Origin of the sequence: Alteromonas sp. MB-3u-76 (genome assembly GCF_002831605.1) — a bacterium.
Lineage (GTDB): Bacteria > Pseudomonadota > Gammaproteobacteria > Enterobacterales > Alteromonadaceae > Alteromonas > Alteromonas hispanica.
The window spans coordinates 1,142,340-1,158,128 of the sequence record NZ_CP025115.1; the positions used below are offsets into that span (position 1 = coordinate 1,142,340).

The 15,789-nt window shown below is 45.1% G+C and carries 16 protein-coding genes; all 16 read left to right on the top strand.

What is annotated here, in order from left to right:
* Positions 1–27: 27 nt before the first annotated feature.
* The 16 genes from fliO to CW735_RS05220 all read left to right on the top strand — a co-directional run bounded on the left by fliO (position 28) and on the right by CW735_RS05220 (position 15,747).
* On the top strand, positions 28–462 hold the full coding sequence (gene fliO, locus CW735_RS05145) for a flagellar biosynthetic protein FliO (RefSeq protein ID WP_071979654.1): 435 nt from the start codon (positions 28–30) through the stop codon (positions 460–462).
* Positions 455–1,213 (top strand): flagellar type III secretion system pore protein FliP, encoded by a 759-nt coding sequence (gene fliP, locus CW735_RS05150; RefSeq protein WP_071979653.1) that lies wholly within the window; start codon positions 455–457, stop codon positions 1,211–1,213. The genes fliO and fliP overlap by 8 nt, the downstream gene beginning before the upstream one ends.
* An 8-nt stretch (positions 1,214–1,221) precedes the next feature.
* Positions 1,222–1,491 (top strand): flagellar biosynthesis protein FliQ, encoded by a 270-nt coding sequence (gene fliQ, locus CW735_RS05155; protein WP_071979652.1) that lies wholly within the window; start codon positions 1,222–1,224, stop codon positions 1,489–1,491.
* Positions 1,492–1,524: 33 nt separating this feature from the next.
* Positions 1,525–2,304 (top strand): flagellar biosynthetic protein FliR, encoded by a 780-nt coding sequence (fliR, locus tag CW735_RS05160; protein ID WP_071979651.1) that lies wholly within the window; start codon positions 1,525–1,527, stop codon positions 2,302–2,304.
* Positions 2,305–2,367: 63 nt separating this feature from the next.
* Positions 2,368–3,492: a flagellar biosynthesis protein FlhB gene (flhB, locus tag CW735_RS05165; RefSeq protein WP_071979650.1), complete on the top strand. Its 1,125-nt coding sequence runs from the start codon at positions 2,368–2,370 to the stop codon at positions 3,490–3,492.
* A 222-nt stretch (positions 3,493–3,714) separates the two neighbouring features.
* Entirely contained in the window at positions 3,715–5,814 is a 2,100-nt protein-coding gene (flhA, locus tag CW735_RS05170) for a flagellar biosynthesis protein FlhA (protein WP_071979649.1), read from the top strand.
* 30 nt (positions 5,815–5,844) lie between these two features.
* Entirely contained in the window at positions 5,845–7,350 is a 1,506-nt protein-coding gene (gene flhF, locus CW735_RS05175; RefSeq protein ID WP_071979648.1) for a flagellar biosynthesis protein FlhF, read from the top strand.
* Between the two features lie 5 nt (positions 7,351–7,355).
* The gene (locus tag CW735_RS05180) at positions 7,356–8,222 is read left to right on the top strand and encodes a MinD/ParA family protein (RefSeq protein ID WP_071979647.1); all 867 of its coding nucleotides are present in this window, start codon (positions 7,356–7,358) and stop codon (positions 8,220–8,222) included.
* Positions 8,219–8,950, top strand: a complete 732-nt coding sequence (locus CW735_RS05185; protein WP_071979646.1) for an RNA polymerase sigma factor FliA — start codon at positions 8,219–8,221, stop codon at positions 8,948–8,950. The genes CW735_RS05180 and CW735_RS05185 overlap by 4 nt, the downstream gene beginning before the upstream one ends.
* 35 nt (positions 8,951–8,985) lie before the next feature.
* Positions 8,986–9,369, top strand: a complete 384-nt coding sequence (cheY, locus tag CW735_RS05190) for a chemotaxis response regulator CheY (protein WP_025254383.1) — start codon at positions 8,986–8,988, stop codon at positions 9,367–9,369.
* Between the two features lie 34 nt (positions 9,370–9,403).
* Positions 9,404–10,159 (top strand): protein phosphatase CheZ, encoded by a 756-nt coding sequence (locus tag CW735_RS05195; RefSeq protein WP_071979645.1) that lies wholly within the window; start codon positions 9,404–9,406, stop codon positions 10,157–10,159.
* 12 nt (positions 10,160–10,171) lie between these two features.
* The gene (locus tag CW735_RS05200) at positions 10,172–12,415 is read left to right on the top strand and encodes a chemotaxis protein CheA (RefSeq protein ID WP_071979644.1); all 2,244 of its coding nucleotides are present in this window, start codon (positions 10,172–10,174) and stop codon (positions 12,413–12,415) included.
* Positions 12,416–12,462: 47 nt separating this feature from the next.
* Positions 12,463–13,593 (top strand): protein-glutamate methylesterase/protein-glutamine glutaminase, encoded by a 1,131-nt coding sequence (locus tag CW735_RS05205; RefSeq protein ID WP_071979643.1) that lies wholly within the window; start codon positions 12,463–12,465, stop codon positions 13,591–13,593.
* A 29-nt stretch (positions 13,594–13,622) separates the two neighbouring features.
* Entirely contained in the window at positions 13,623–14,387 is a 765-nt protein-coding gene (locus CW735_RS05210) for a ParA family protein (protein WP_071979642.1), read from the top strand.
* Positions 14,388–14,393: 6 nt separating this feature from the next.
* Positions 14,394–15,239, top strand: a complete 846-nt coding sequence (locus CW735_RS05215) for a chemotaxis protein CheW (protein WP_071979641.1) — start codon at positions 14,394–14,396, stop codon at positions 15,237–15,239.
* A gap of 16 nt (positions 15,240–15,255) precedes the next feature.
* Complete coding sequence (locus CW735_RS05220; protein WP_071979640.1) at positions 15,256–15,747, top strand: chemotaxis protein CheW; 492 nt, start codon at positions 15,256–15,258, stop codon at positions 15,745–15,747.
* Positions 15,748–15,789 lie beyond the last annotated feature (42 nt).

The following is a 15,789-nucleotide window of genomic DNA, read 5'->3' on the forward strand; positions in this document are numbered from 1 at the left end:
ACTTCTTACAAAGTAAGGGGTTGCGCAATGCTGCCCCTTTTTATCAGCCAAATTGCTGGCGCACAAACTACCCAATCTATTACCAATCCCACATCGGTACTGTCAATTTTCCTCTCTTTGTTGGTGGTGGTTGGCGTTATTTTCGCGCTTGCTTACGTTATGCGTCGATTTAATGTCACTGCAATGGGAAGCAATCACATGAAGGTGGTGGCGAGCATGGTGGCGGGCACTAAAGAAAAAATCATGGTGATACAGGTAGGCGATGAACAGCATCTCATTGGTGTAACCAGTCACAATATTTCCCACCTTAGCAAGCTAGACAAAAATCTAGAGGTTCCCCTTAAAGGCACAACAACTAACGGCCATGACGCCTTTAAACAAAAGTTAGTGGCGGCTATGTCAGGAAAGTTAAATCCACAGACTAATGATAACAAGCAAAAGGAAGACTCAAATAATGCGTAATATCGTTCTTTTACTGCTTGCTCTTGGCTCACTAGTCTTGTTTGCAGAGCCAGTACAGGCGCAACAGGGGATATCGGCGGTTACCGTAACCACTAACGAAGATGGCACCCAAGATTACACCATGACATTGCAGGCGTTGTTTATCATGACGGCGCTCAGTCTAATCCCTGCATTTATCATGATGATGACATCGTTCACACGCATCATAGTTGTACTTTCTATCCTTCGCCAAGCTATTGGTTTACAGCAGTCTCCTTCCAACCAAATTCTCATAGGGGTAAGCTTGTTTCTCTCTATGTTCATTATGGCGCCAGTGTTCGACGAAATTAATGAGCGAGCGTTGCAACCTTATTTGAACGAGGAAATGCCAAGTATAGACGCCCTTGAGCAAGCCAAGGGACCAATGCGGGCTTTTATGCTGTCTCAAACCAGAGTGAAAGACTTAGAAACATTCGTGCGAATTGCCGGTGATGAGGGTAAGTATGCCGATACTGATGAAGTTCCGCTTACAATTCTCATACCCGCGTTTGTTACTAGTGAGCTTAAAACTGCCTTTCAAATAGGCTTTATGCTGTTTATTCCATTCTTGATTATTGACCTGGTAGTCGCTTCTATTTTGATGGCAATGGGGATGATGATGCTTTCGCCTATGATAGTGTCGCTGCCATTTAAGCTAATGCTCTTTGTTTTGGTTGATGGATGGAATCTTATTTTTGGTACCTTAGCCACTAGCTTCGGTATGGGCGTTTAGGGGAGCGTATGTCACCAGAAGTCTTTGTCGAAATACTCAAAGAAGCCATGTTTATGGTTATTATGTTAGTGTCTGCGGTTATCGTACCTAGCTTAGTTGTGGGCTTAGTCGTTGCGGTTTTTCAAGCGGCTACCTCTATCAACGAGCAAACCATGAGTTTCTTACCCCGTTTATTGGTCACGCTTTTAGCGCTGAGTTGGGGCGGTAATTGGCTAGTACAGCAACTGATGGATTTCACGTTTCACATGGTTGAAATGATCCCTCAAGTTGTTGGGTAGCGATATTGTTGCCATGGTTATTCGAGGTTTTTAGTGGAAGTTGAGTTAGCCACAATCAATCAGTTTTTAGCCGACTTGATCCTGCCATTCATGCGAATAAGCGGGCTGTTTGTTGCTATGATTGGTTTAAGTGCAAAGTCTATCCCGCCTCAGGTTAGAGCACTATTAGGAATAATGCTCACATTAATTATAATGCCTGTAGTACCTCCTTCGCCTATCGATAATTTAGTCAGCCTCGGTACTTTCCTTATCATAATTCAACAGTTGCTTATTGGAATAGCAATTGGCTTTATATCCATGATGGTGCTGAATACCTTTGTTTTAGCAGGGCAGATAATTGCTATGCAAACGGGTTTAGGGTTCGCGTCAATTGTCGATCCTGTCAACGGTATAAATGTACCCGCGGTTGGGCAGTTCTATCTCATTTTAGCAACGCTGCTGTTTTGGACGCTAGACGGTCACTTGTCTATGATTCAAATGATAGTGATGAGTTTTGAAGCCTTTCCTATTGGAGAAGCCTGGTGGACAGGAGAGCAGTTTAAGGGAATTGCCCACTGGGGCGGCTGGATGTTTATTTCCGCGGTTACTCTCTCCTTAGCGCCTATCGTATCTTTACTCGTGGTTAATTTAGCCTTTGGCGTAATGACAAAGGCGGCGCCGCAACTGAATATTTTCAGTATTGGTTTTTCTATTGCACAGGTTATGGGGCTGCTAATTATATGGATAACACTCAGTAATTTTACGGCGCACTTTGAAACCCAGTGGATGCGAGCACAACAATATATGTGTGAATTATTGAGAATTTGCCCATGAATACTTTTTGTTAATGAAGACTATCTGTTTATGAAGAGCATCAAAAATAGGCGAAGACGTTAAATGGCAGATTCAGCTGAAAAAACAGAAGACCCCACGGGGAAAAAAATTGAGGATGCCCGAAAAAAAGGGCAGCTTGCCCGATCCCGAGAATTGTCTACCACGTTAGTTCTTATCGTCAGCGCGGTTATGTTTTTGTTTGTCAGTGGGTGGATTGCTGAGTCAGTGTTTTCTCTTACCCAGCGCATGTTTATTCTCTCTCGTGATGAGACATACGACACCACACATATGTTTGCAGCGTGGGGTGAAGCATTCACCACAATAAGTGCCCCCGTACTGCTTTATATGATAGTGGCTATGATCGCTGGAATTTACGGGTCTATTGCGTTAGGTGGCTATAACTTTACATGGGATGGCGCGAAACCCAAAGGTTCAAAAATGAGCCCAATTCAGGGTTTCACGCGTATGTTTGGAACCAACGGCCTGGTAGAGCTATTAAAATCTATCGCAAAGGTAATCACCATTATTGGTATGGCTATCGCGGCGTTACTCTTCTTTCAAGACGAAGCTCTTCACCTTGATATGGAGCTTTATCCAGGCAATATATTTCACGCCCTAGATATGCTCAAGTGGGCGTTTCTTCTCCTTGTGTGCGGCATGATACCCATTGCGCTTATTGATGTTCCTTATCAGATGTATAAGCACAATGAAGAAATGAAAATGACTAAGCAAGAGGTGAAAGACGAACGCAAGAACGCCGAAGGCGACCCCATGGTTAAAGGTCGTATTCGCCGTTTGCAATATCAAGCTGCCACCAAAAGAATGATGCAAGAAGTACCTAATGCTGATGTGGTGGTGACCAACCCAACCCACTTCTCTGTGGCGATAAAATATGACGATAATGGAAACAGAGCGCCGGTGGTTGTAGCAAAAGGTGCTGACGAGTTAGCCATGCATATTCGAAAAATTGCTACGGCCAATGACGTACCCCTTATTCCTTCACCTATGCTAGCTCGCGCTATTTTCTATTCCACAGAAGTCGACGACGAAGTGCCTAACGCATTGTTTATGGCTGTGGCACAAGTACTGGCCCACGTTTATCAGCTTAAAGCTCACAGAGCCGGAAAGGGCAAACGCCCTAAACCGTTAAAACGGGACCTTCTTATACCACCAGAATACCGACGATAACGAAACGCTTAAACTTAAAAGTTGTAGGCTATAACCTTCATTGTGCCCAGATGTTTTGGATATAAGCTTCTGTTTAATAGTGGTTAAAAAACTACTCTGGCACGTTTTCTTCAAAAAGCTCTCTCTAAGCAATAAGTAAATTACTAAAGCTGGCACGTTAGTTGTAATGCAACTATTAGATTAACGTTAAGCGTCAATTTTCTGATAGAGAGACACCCAACGATGCAGTTATCCGGTTATCTTCAGCGGTTCGATAAGAATCAGTTACAAAATTTCACCGCTGGCTTAGGTGCACCTGTAGTTTTACTCGCTATTATGGGGATGGTTATTCTCCCCATGCCGCCTTTTCTCCTCGACGTGCTGTTTAGTTTTAATATCGCACTGTCGTTAGTGATTATTCTTGTAGCAGTATTAACACAAAAGCCTGTAGATTTTGGTATTTTTCCTCTGGTCTTGCTTATCGCAACCGTTTTAAGACTGGCACTAAACGTCGCCTCTACGCGAGTTGTTTTATTGTATGGTCATGAGGGTGGTGATGCGGCGGGTAAAGTCATCGAGGCCTTTGGTGCTGTGGTAATTGGTGGTAATTATGCCGTGGGTATCGTTGTATTTGCCATTTTGCTAATTATTAACTTTAAGGTTGTTACTGCTGGTGCAGGGCGTATATCTGAAGTAAATGCTCGCTTTACCCTTGACGCCATGCCGGGTAAGCAAATGGCAATAGATGCCGACTTAAATGCGGGTTACATCGACCAAGACCAGGCGCGGGAGCGCCGAGAAGAGATAACAGCAGAAGCAGACTTTTACGGCTCAATGGACGGTGCGTCAAAATTTGTAAAAGGTGACGCCGTTGCCGGTCTATTTATCATGCTCATCAATATCGTGGGCGGATTATTTATTGGCATGATTCAATACGATCTCTCGTTTGGCGATGCCATTGAAATTTATACGTTGCTCACCATCGGTGATGGGTTAGTGGCACAAATACCCTCTCTTTTACTCTCCGTTGCAACCGCAATTATAGTTACTCGCGAGAATGAAACCCAAGAAATGGGTAAGGAAATTCGTGGGCAGCTTGGAAACAATCAAGCTTTATACATAGCGTCAGGGGTTTTATTTGTGATGGGTATTATTCCAGGTATGCCCCATGTTGCATTTTTAGGGTTCTCTGCTCTTACCGCTGGAGTAGCCTTTCTTCAGACCCACAATGCCAAGAAGAAAGCTGCTGAACCACAGGTGCCAGATACACTCTCTAGAGATGAAACCGTGGCACCAGAAGTCAAAGAACTTGGCTGGGATGATGTTCAGCAGGTCGACACCATTGGGCTTGAGGTGGGTTATAGGCTGATTCCGCTAGTTGATAAATCCCAGGGTGGTGAGCTGTTAACCCGCATTAAAGGCGTACGTAAAAAACTATCTCAAGAACTCGGGTTTCTTATCCCACCAGTACACATTCGCGATAATTTAGATTTAGAACCCAATACTTACACTATCGCTATGCTGGGAGTGACTATTGGAGACTCGGTGATAAGTCACGATGAAGAACTCGCCATTAACCCTGGCCAAGTTTTTGGGAAGCTTGAGGGGAGAGCGACAAAAGATCCGGCGTTTGGCCTAGATGCCGTTTGGATTAAGCCCAATAAACGTGAGCATGCTCAAACTCTTGGGTACACGGTGGTAGACGCGGCCACAGTGGTTGCTACTCATTTAAGTCAACTACTTACCAATAATGCCTATCAACTGCTTGGACACGAAGAGGCCCAACAACTACTCGACATGTTAGCAAAGCAGCATCCTAAATTGGTTGAAGGTTTGGTGCCCGATATATTGCCGTTAAGCACGGTAGTAAAAATACTGCAAACATTACTGTTTGAAGGTGTTCCTATTCGCGACATGCGTACGATAGTGCAAACATTAAGTGAATATGGCACTCGTAGCCAAGACTCAGATGTGTTGGTGTCAGCGGTACGTATTGCGCTTAAACGGCTTATTGTTCAGGAAATCACGCAGGGTGCCAAAGAGATACCTGTCATAACCTTGGCGCCAGAGTTGGAACAGATGTTGCACCAGTCACTTCAAGCAGGTGGTGAAGATGGTGCAGGTATTGAACCTGGTCTTGCAGACAAGTTACAAAAGTCCTTGCAGCAAGCCAGTCAGCAGCAAGAACTAGAGGGAGAGCCCGCAGTGTTACTTACTTCTGGAATGCTAAGGCCGGTGCTATCTCGCTTCTTAAAATATTCTGTTGTTGGGTTACATGTTCTTTCCTATCAAGAAGTACCTGATGACAAACAAATAAAAATAGTCAGTTCGGTCGGTCAATAATCTGACACTGGGGCGAGTGGAGAAGTTGCAATGAAAATAAGACGTTTTTTTGGCAAAGACATGCGCGAGGCGCTAAGCCAAGTTAAGGCTGAGTTAGGTAGCGACGCGGTTATTATGTCCAATCGCAAAGTGGCAGACGGTATTGAACTGGTTGCCGCTTATGACAAAGAGCCAGAAGCAAAGCTTAACATATCCAAAACGCCGTCAAAAGGGGCAGCTAAAAGTGCTACACCGAGTTTGAGCGAAATCATTGGCGATGATGGCCCAGACAGCTTAAAAGCATTACTGGAAAAACAGCATAGCGGTGCAGCACCTTATAACCAAACTGCAGCGCCAGGTGACTCGTCTGCGCACCTTGGCTCGGCCTCGTTAAATAAAAATTCAGAAGCGAATGTTAACCAGCCGGCTTCAGTAAATGCCCAGCACGCCAATAATATTGCATCACATCTCGACTTCTCAGATGCGTTTATTGACGAAGTGGAAGCGCAGCAACCTGCAAATGGCTATTTTAACAGCCGCGACGCTAATGCCCGAGAATTTAATGCTTCAAAAACGAATGAAGACGATGCGTTCCCCACGCATCAGGCTTCAAGCATAGAAAATGATGTGCCAACTCAGTCTGCAGAACTCGCTCAAATAAAAGAAGAACTCGCGTCTTTACGAGGTGTTCTTCAACACCAAGTTGCAGACTTAATGGAAGCAAAACAGAGCCGTCAAAAACCCGTCCATCAATATCTTATTGCTCGTTTAACTGAAATGGGGCTTAGCAAAGCATTATCTAAGCAGTTAATCAGCTATACTCCAGGGCATTACAATGAACGAGACGCATGGGTTTATCTTCTTAACCTATTGGCTAATCGCATAAATGTAACAGGAAACGATATACTCACTGCACAAGGTGCGGTGGCATTAGTCGGGCCAACAGGAACGGGTAAAACAACTACTGTGGCGAAACTGGCCGCACGCTATGCGCAGAAGTATGGCGCCGACTCTGTTGCTATGATTACCATAGACACATACAGAATTGCTGCATTTGAACAGCTGGCAACCTACGGTAAAATTATTGGTTGTACGGTGAGAAAAGCGCAGTCGAGTGAAGAACTTGCAGATTTATTGTTTCAACTTCGCCATAAGCGACTAGTATTGATTGATACGGCTGGTTTTAGTCAACGAGATAGCCGACTAATTAAACAAATTAAGCATTTTGACAATGGTCAGATGCCGCCAGTGAAAAAATATTTGGTAGCGCAAGCAAATACACAATATCCTGCGTTACAGAGGATCATTAAGGCCTATGATGACATCGAGCTAAGTGGTTGTATTTTCACTAAGTTAGATGAGTGCTATTCTTTAGGCGAAGTGCTTAGCGCGGCAGTTGAGTACCAGTTACCGGTTAGTTATGTCACCGACGGTCAAAAAGTACCGGAAGACATTAAGATTGCAGAAGCGAAATCTTTAGTTTCCGCTGCTGCAAAGCTTTATAAAAAATATGGTTTGGATCATACTAGTAATAACAACGATATTAAAACAGCATAAGTAGTATGATTGACGACCAAGCGAGTAGCTTAAGAAAAATGAAGCAATCACGGTTAATCAAAGTTATCGCCGTCACCGGAGGTAAAGGTGGCGTTGGTAAGACAAATATCACGCTTAACACGGCAATTGCTATGGCTAAGCAGGGCAAACGTGTGATGGTGCTCGATGCCGATTTAGGATTGGCCAACGTAGATGTCATGTTAGGGCTTCGCGTTGAAAAAAACCTTTCTCACGTTTTATCTGGTGAATGCACCTTAGACGATGTACTTGTCACTGGGCCTCACGGTATAAAGATTGCGCCTGCTACATCGGGCACTCAGTCGATGGCAGAGTTGTCTACAACACAGCACGCGGGTCTTATTCGTGCATTCAGCGAACTACGCTCGCCGATAGACGTATTGCTTGTTGATACCGCGGCCGGTATTTCAGATATGGTGCTAAGCTTTGCAAAAGCCTCTCAGGACATCATGGTAGTGGTGTGTGATGAGCCTACATCACTTACCGATGCTTATGCGCTGATAAAACTACTTAACCGCGAACACGGTGTTTTTCGGTTTAAAGTTGTCGCCAATATGGTTAGAGATGTGCGCGAAGGCCAAGAGCTTTTCAGCAAGCTGAGTAAAGTTACCGGGCGCTTCTTAGATGTTGCGCTAGAATTAGTGGCAACCATACCATTTGATGAAAATATTCGTCGTGCGGTGAGAAAACAAACAGCTATTGTCGATGCTTACCCAGGTTCACCAGCATCAGTAGCAATTAGTCAGCTAGCAAATAGGGCGGCATCTTGGCCAATCCCGACTCAGCCTGGCGGACACCTAGAATTTTTTATTGAGCAGTTAATCGCAGAAAAAGCAGTAGGGAATCAACGTTGAATAGTAAGGCGGCCGCTTATCAACAACAAACTGATAAGTCGCAGTTAGTCGAGCGACATGCGCCCCTAGTAAAGCGCATAGCACACCACTTAATGGCAAGATTGCCAGCAAGTGTGCTTGTTGACGATCTTATTCAGTCTGGAATGATTGGCCTTTTAGAAGCTGCGCGGAATTTTGACGGTTCGAAGGGAGCGAGTTTTGAGACCTTCGCAGGCATTCGTATCCGCGGCGCGATGCTAGATGAAATTCGCAAAGGAGATTGGACTCCACGCTCTGTTCATCGAAATGGACGGGCGATTACAGAAGCGATTTCGCAGGTTGAAAGTGAAACGGGCAGAGATGCAAGAGATGTTGATATTGCCACTAAACTAAACGTTAGCTTGCAAGATTATCATCAGATGCTCAATGAGGTAAACGCAGGGAAGTTAGTTGGAATTGAAGATTTAGGTGTCTCTGAGGACGTCATCACCACCGAGCAAAGTCGAGGAAGCGATGCTCCCCTTGAAGACCTGATGCAAGGCGCGTTTCAAAAATCATTGGCCCAAGCAATCACTACTTTACCCGAACGAGAAGCGATAGTGCTTTCCTTGTACTATGATGAAGAACTGAATCTTAGAGAAATTGGTGAAGTTCTTGATGTAAGTGAATCGAGAGTGAGTCAAATTCATAGTCAGGCCATGTTAAAACTCAAATCACGAATGAAGTCGTGGCGAGCTGACGAAGAATAGAAATTAAAACAATTAACCCCTCAATGGAGGCTATTTTGGATAAGAGCATGAAGATTCTTGTGGTAGACGATTTCTCTACCATGAGACGTATCATTAAAAACCTATTAAAAGATTTGGGTTTCGCAAACATCCAGGAAGCGGACGACGGAAGTACGGCGTTACCCATGCTACAACAGGGTGATTTCGATTTTGTTGTGACCGACTGGAATATGCCGGGTATGCAGGGTATCGATTTGCTTCGTGCAATTCGTGCCGACGATAAACTTAAGCATCTGCCGGTACTGATGGTAACGGCGGAAGCGAAGAAAGAGCAGATTGTTGCCGCAGCGCAAGCTGGGGTTAATGGCTACGTAGTTAAGCCTTTCACAGCCGCTACGTTAAAAGAAAAGTTAGATAAAATATTCGAACGTTTAGGTTGATCCAGACGCTCACCAGAGAAACGAGGTTTACTGGATGACAACGAATGCAAACGTTCCATTATCACTAGAAGAAGCTAAACAGCTTGTTGTTTATCTTGAAGCTGGGGATAACGCTTCAGCCAATGCGCTCTTTGAAGCAGCGTCGATGAAAGAAAACGTAGAGCTTTTTGCCGAGGTTGGAAAGCTTACCCGTCAACTTCACGACGCGTTAAACAACTTTCAAATAGATGATCGCATCAAGAACTTAGCCACAGATGATATCCCTGACGCACAGACCCGCCTAACTTACGTTATTGAAGAAACTGAAAAAGCTGCTAATACTACAATGGATGCCGTTGAAGCCAGCATGCCAATTGCCGAGTTGCTTTCATCTCGTATAGAGAATGTGATGCCAGAGTGGAAAAAGCTCATGACAAGGCAAATTGAAGTGGGCGAATTCAAAGCCTTGTGCAAAGATTTAGACGAATTGCTAGAGGAGGGAGCTTCTCAGTCAGCTAAACTTACGCAGTTGTTGACAGAAGTGCTGATGGCACAAGGTTATCAAGACCTTACCGGTCAGGTAATCCGCCGTGTTATCGACTTAGTAAAAGAAGTCGAAGAAAGCTTAGTTAACATGCTCACCATGTTTGGTGAGCGGGACGGTTTAGAACAAACTAAACCATTACCTAGCGAAGCCGATAAGGTTGATGGTGTACAAGCAGAAGGGCCAATTATTGACGCTGAGTCTCGCGATGATGTTGTATCTGGCCAAGATGATGTTGATGATCTTCTGTCTAGCTTAGGTTTTTAGGGGAGCGGGCGCATGTCGTTTGATGTTGACGAGGAAATACTACAGGACTTTTTGGTTGAGGCCGGAGAGATACTTGAACAATTACAAGAACAGCTCGTTGATCTTGAGAACAATCCTGAAGATGCGAATTTGCTAAATGCAATTTTTCGCGGATATCACACGGTAAAAGGCGGTGCGGGCTTTTTGTCCCTCACTGAGCTTGTTGAAATTTGTCATGGCGCTGAAAACGTTTTTGACGTAATGAGAAACGGACAGCGCACACTGACACCAGAGCTAATGGATATTATTCTGCAGGCTACTGATGTCGTTGTTGACATGTTTGAGAAAGTTAAAGCGCAGGAGCCGCTTGAGCCGGCTGATGCACAGCTTGTAGACAAATTGCACAAGTTAAGTCGCCCAGAAACACCAGACGAGAACATTTTTGATAATGCTCCCGCTCCACAAGCTGCTGAACCTGATTTCAGTTCGGAGCCTGAACTGGAGTTGGTTGAAGCGACGCCATCTTCATCAAGTGACAATACCTCAAAAGGCGACGGTGAAATTGACGAAATCACCGAAGACGAGTTTGAAGCTTTACTCGATGAGCTACACGGCTCATCTGCGCCAGGTAAGAGTACTTCGCCTAAGCAAGAAGCTGCACCAACTCCCAGCGCGGGCAGTACTTCAGCTTCAGACAGCAACGCAGAAGATATTACCGACGACGAATTTGAAGCTCTCCTTGACGACCTTCACGGCAAAGGCAAATTTAGCGCAGCAGAAGAACCTGCAGCGCCAGCCGCACCACCAGCCCAAAATGCTTCATCAAGCGACGATGAAATCACCGATGACGAGTTTGAGGCTCTTTTAGATCAGCTTCATGGTTCAGGACAAGGCCCCACAAACCAAGCATCAAGTGCACCAGAAGCGGCACCGGCGAAAGCACCAGAGCCTGCTGTGGACAAAGCAGCGACTGATGCGATTCAAAAGGCCAAGCAGGCGTCACCCACTCCAGCGAGCACACCTGCACCAGCTGCTGCCAAAGCAGAGCCAAAAGCGCCAAGCCGTGAAGCTGCGAAAAAAGATGATAAGAAAGCACCTTCTGCTCCACCTGCTGAAACGACGGTTCGTGTTGATACTAAGCGTCTCGATCAAATTATGAATATGGTGGGCGAGCTGGTATTAGTGCGAAATCGCTTAATTAGCCTCGGCATCAATACAAACGACGAAAGTATGTCTAAGGCGATAGCAAACTTAGATGTAGTCACCGGCGACCTTCAAGGTGCGGTAATGAAAACCCGAATGCAGCCTATCAAGAAAGTATTCGGTCGTTTTCCTAGGGTTGTTCGAGATTTAGCGCGAAGCCTTAAAAAAGAAATTACGCTAGAACTTGTAGGTGAAGAAACGGATTTAGATAAAAATCTGGTAGAAGCATTGGCCGATCCACTTGTTCACTTGGTGAGAAACTCCGTGGATCACGGCGTTGAAATGCCGGATGAACGTGCTGCGGCTGGCAAACCACGAATGGGGACGGTTAAGCTTTCTGCTTCACAAGAGGGTGACCACATACTGCTTACTATCGAAGATGATGGTAAGGGGATGGACCCAGAGAAGCTAAAAGAGATTGCGATCAATCGCGGCGTACTAGACGCAGACGCGGCAGCACGTATGTCAGATGTGGAAGCTTTTAACCTTATCTTCGCACCAGGTTTTTCTACAAAGACAGAGATAAGTGACATATCGGGTCGTGGCGTTGGTATGGATGTGGTGAAAACCAAAATCAATCAACTCAACGGTACGGTTAATATCGACTCACAGCTTGGTAAAGGTACCCGTTTAGAAATAAAAGTACCGCTGACGCTGGCAATATTGCCAACGCTTATGATCATCGTGGGTAAACAAACCTTCGCTTTGCCCCTGGGCTCAGTAAGCGAAATTATTAATATGGACATCAAAAAGACCAACACAGTTGATGGCCAGCTAACCATGATTGTTCGCTCAAAAGCTATACCGCTCTTCTTCCTTGGCGATTGGCTGATTCGAGGCCAAAAATCAATAGATAGAGAAAAAGGCCACGTGGTTGTGGTTCAGGTGGGCACTCGCCAAGTGGGTTTTGTGGTTGATGCGCTAATAGGTCAAGAAGAGGTAGTCATTAAACCGCTTGATGCGTTATTGCAAGGAACACCTGGTATGGCAGGCGCAACAATTACGTCAGATGGCGGTATTGCGCTTATTTTAGATATTCCGAGCCTTCTAAAACGGTATGCTCGTAAGCCTTAACAGAAATCTTAATAGCAAAGGCTTACAAACAATAGGAACAGTAATCCATGGTCTTTAAAGTCCTGGTCGTGGACGACTCTACATTTTATCGTCGTCGAGTGAGAGAAATTTTAGACGAAGACAGAGAGTTAGAGGTTGTAGGTGAAGCGAGAAATGGTAGAGACGCACTAGATAAAATTGACGCGTTGGCTCCCGATGTAATTACAATGGATGTTGAGATGCCCGTTATGGATGGTATCTCTGCTGTAAAGGCGATTATGGAAAAAAAGCCTATTCCTATTCTCATGTTTTCATCATTAACACATCATGGGGCACAAGCAACGCTTGATGCCCTTGAAGCCGGTGCACTCGATTTTCTTCCTAAAAAGTTTGAAGATATATCGCAAGACCGCAAAGATGCGACACGTTTGTTGTGTACCAAAGTGAGGCTCATTGCGCGTAGAGGAATTGGGTTAAAGCGTCCAACATTTCGCTCACAGGAAACTCGTAGATTACCGCCTAACGCACCTAAGCAGGCGTTTTTTAAAACGTCAGGTTTACTTTCTGGGCACAAAGACGCGGCAAAGCAGCCAACTGTTTCTTCGGTCAGGGCGACAGGGAAGCGGTATAAATGTTTAGCTATTGGTGCCTCAACGGGCGGTCCAGTAGCGCTGCAGAAGGTGCTTATGCCTTTACCAGCAGACTTCCCATATCCAATTCTGTTGGTTCAGCACATGCCCGGAACCTTTACCACAGCATTTGCCCAGCGCCTAGACGCGAATTGTGATATCAGCGTAAAAGAGGCTGAGCACGGTGACATTCTCATGCCCGGTCAAGCTTATTTAGCGCCCGGCGGTAAGCAAATGCTAATAGAGACTGTTGGCGCCCAGAAAAAGATTTCAATTGTAGATGCAAGCATTGCAGATAAAGTAAATTACAAGCCTAGTGTCGATTTGACATTCAGTTCGTTAGAGAGAGCTTTCTCTGGAGATGTTTTAGGCATTATCTTAACGGGAATGGGCGCAGACGGTCGAGAGGGTTGCAGAAAGCTTAAAGAAAAGGGCGCTACAATTTGGGCCCAAGATCAAGACTCTTGCGTGGTGTACGGAATGCCCCAAGCGGTTGCTGTGGCAAATATCTCGACTCAAAATATAAATGTTGATGATATGAGCAGCTGTATTCTTACTGAAATGATGTAGTGAATGGATAGCCTAGTGGGTTTGTTGTCATGAAAGTGTGGACAGTCGCGAATCAAAAGGGTGGAGTAGGAAAAACAACCACCACGGTAAGCTTGGGCGGCTTGCTAGCGCAGCAAGGAAAGCGGGTACTGTTGATTGATACCGACCCCCACTCTTCGCTCAGTTATTATTTTGGCATAGATGCTGAGGCGCTAAGTCAATCTGTTTACGATATTTTTATCAAGTCCGGTAGTCTTACTGCCGATAACGTAATGGATTGCTTGTGCCCAACAAAGCTAGATAATCTTTATGTTTTACCGGCAACTATGGCCCTTGCCACTCTCGATAGAACCATGGGAAGCGAACAGGGTATGGGGTTGGTGCTGAAAAAAGCACTCGCCAAGGTCCATCATGAATTCGACGTTGCCATTATTGATTGCCCGCCCGTACTCGGTGTTCTAATGGTGAATGCTCTGGCTGCATGCGATAAGGTGATTGTACCCACGCAAACAGAATATTTAGCGCTAAAGGGGTTGGATAGGATGATCCGCACAATGGAAATAATGGGGCGTTCCCTAGGTAAATCCTTCGATACGTGCATTATTCCAACCATGTTCGATAAAAGAACAAATGCCGCTTTAGCATCGCGAAAGCGATTGATGAACGACTACGGTGAACGAGTTTGGCATGGTGTTATTCCGGTAGACACGCATTTTCGAGATGCGAGTTTGGTTCAATTACCAATATCAGCGGCGTATCCCAAAACCAGAGGCGTCGCAGCTTATGGAAAACTGCTCGAAGAGTTGGAGAAATAAATAGCAATGAGTAAGCAATCTCCATTTGCCCGTGAAGACGTTATGGAAGACTACCTAGATAGCCTGCTGAAAGAGCCCGCTGTATCCGTAGATATCAGTGCAAATCAGGTGGTGTCCGATAATGTGGAAGTGGATGATGCAACGGTAAGAGCTGCTAAACTTTTAGAGCAGGCATCACAGCATATCGCTGATGAACCTGTGGTCAAATGCGATGTGCCACTTTCGCAGAATGTTGAAATAATTGAGCCTGCGGTAGCGTCAGAAAAAAGCACTGCTGTAGAAGATGAGCTGAATATTGAAGAAGTGCAAATACGAGAAACTCGTGTTGAAGACGATATCACTCCAGCAGATGAAAACGCCGCACATGCGCAAACAAAAATTGCATTAAAGGATAGTCTAGATTTTCGCTTTCAAGCATTATTCTTTGAGGTGGCGGGTTTAACGCTTGCGGTTCCATTAACTACGCTTGGTGGTATCCACCAAATTGATAAAATTGCACCACTTTTTGGAAAACCAGACTGGTTTATGGGTGTAATGTTACACAGAGAGTCTAAACTGAATGTAGTAGACTCAGCGAAGTGGGTGATGCCAGAGAAATATAACGAGGCACTTGCTGAATCTCTCGACTATCGTTACCTAATCATGTTGGGAGAAAGTGCATGGGGGTTGGCTAGCGAAAAGCTGGTAAACACCGTTAATTTAACAAAAGATGATGTCAAATGGCGCGAATCTACAGGTAAACGTCCTTGGTTAGCAGGGATGGTTAAAGAAAAGATGTGTGCATTAATTGACGTTGAAGAATTAATATCTATGCTTAACAAAGGCTTAGGCAGCAACGACCAGACGCCATAGTACGGGAGCCAGGTTCATGAGCGATGAAAAAATGAAAAATAACGGTACGGACACCAACGATGAAGTCCTTCAATGGGTGACGTATCGCCTAGGTGATGAGACATACGGTATTAATGTTATGCAGGTACAAGAAGTCCTGCGTTATACCGAGATAGCACCGGTTCCGGGCGCGCCTGACTATGTCTTGGGTATTATCAATCTGCGTGGTAACGTGGTTACCGTTATTGATACGCGAGCGCGCTTTGGTTTACCGCCTACGGAAGTTACCGATAACACCAGAATTGTTATTATCGAGTCAGACGAGCAGGTGGTCGGCATACTGGTGGACAGCGTAGCAGAAGTGGTTTACTTGAAATCTTCTGAAATCGACAGTGCGCCTAACGTGGGCACTGAAGAAAGTGCTAAGTTCATTCAAGGTGTTAGTAATCGCGATGGCGAGCTTCTTATTCTTGTTGACTTGAACAAGTTACTAAGCGACGAAGAATGGGATGAACTAAGTAGTATTTAATTTAAAGCGAAGCTGACGCTGATTGCGTCAGCTTTTTCTTTG

Coding starts and splice junctions, on each gene's coding strand:
- CW735_RS05205 (WP_071979643.1), top strand. CDS start 12,463: ATGGTCTTTAAAGTCCTGGTCGTGGACGACTCTACATTTTATCGTCGT.
- flhA (WP_071979649.1), top strand. CDS start 3,715: ATGCAGTTATCCGGTTATCTTCAGCGGTTCGATAAGAATCAGTTACAA.
- CW735_RS05220 (WP_071979640.1), top strand. CDS start 15,256: ATGAGCGATGAAAAAATGAAAAATAACGGTACGGACACCAACGATGAA.
- CW735_RS05180 (WP_071979647.1), top strand. CDS start 7,356: ATGATTGACGACCAAGCGAGTAGCTTAAGAAAAATGAAGCAATCACGG.
- fliQ (WP_071979652.1), top strand. CDS start 1,222: ATGTCACCAGAAGTCTTTGTCGAAATACTCAAAGAAGCCATGTTTATG.
- CW735_RS05200 (WP_071979644.1), top strand. CDS start 10,172: ATGTCGTTTGATGTTGACGAGGAAATACTACAGGACTTTTTGGTTGAG.
- CW735_RS05210 (WP_071979642.1), top strand. CDS start 13,623: ATGAAAGTGTGGACAGTCGCGAATCAAAAGGGTGGAGTAGGAAAAACA.
- flhF (WP_071979648.1), top strand. CDS start 5,845: ATGAAAATAAGACGTTTTTTTGGCAAAGACATGCGCGAGGCGCTAAGC.
- CW735_RS05215 (WP_071979641.1), top strand. CDS start 14,394: ATGAGTAAGCAATCTCCATTTGCCCGTGAAGACGTTATGGAAGACTAC.
- fliO (WP_071979654.1), top strand. CDS start 28: ATGCTGCCCCTTTTTATCAGCCAAATTGCTGGCGCACAAACTACCCAA.
- flhB (WP_071979650.1), top strand. CDS start 2,368: ATGGCAGATTCAGCTGAAAAAACAGAAGACCCCACGGGGAAAAAAATT.
- CW735_RS05195 (WP_071979645.1), top strand. CDS start 9,404: ATGACAACGAATGCAAACGTTCCATTATCACTAGAAGAAGCTAAACAG.
- fliP (WP_071979653.1), top strand. CDS start 455: ATGCGTAATATCGTTCTTTTACTGCTTGCTCTTGGCTCACTAGTCTTG.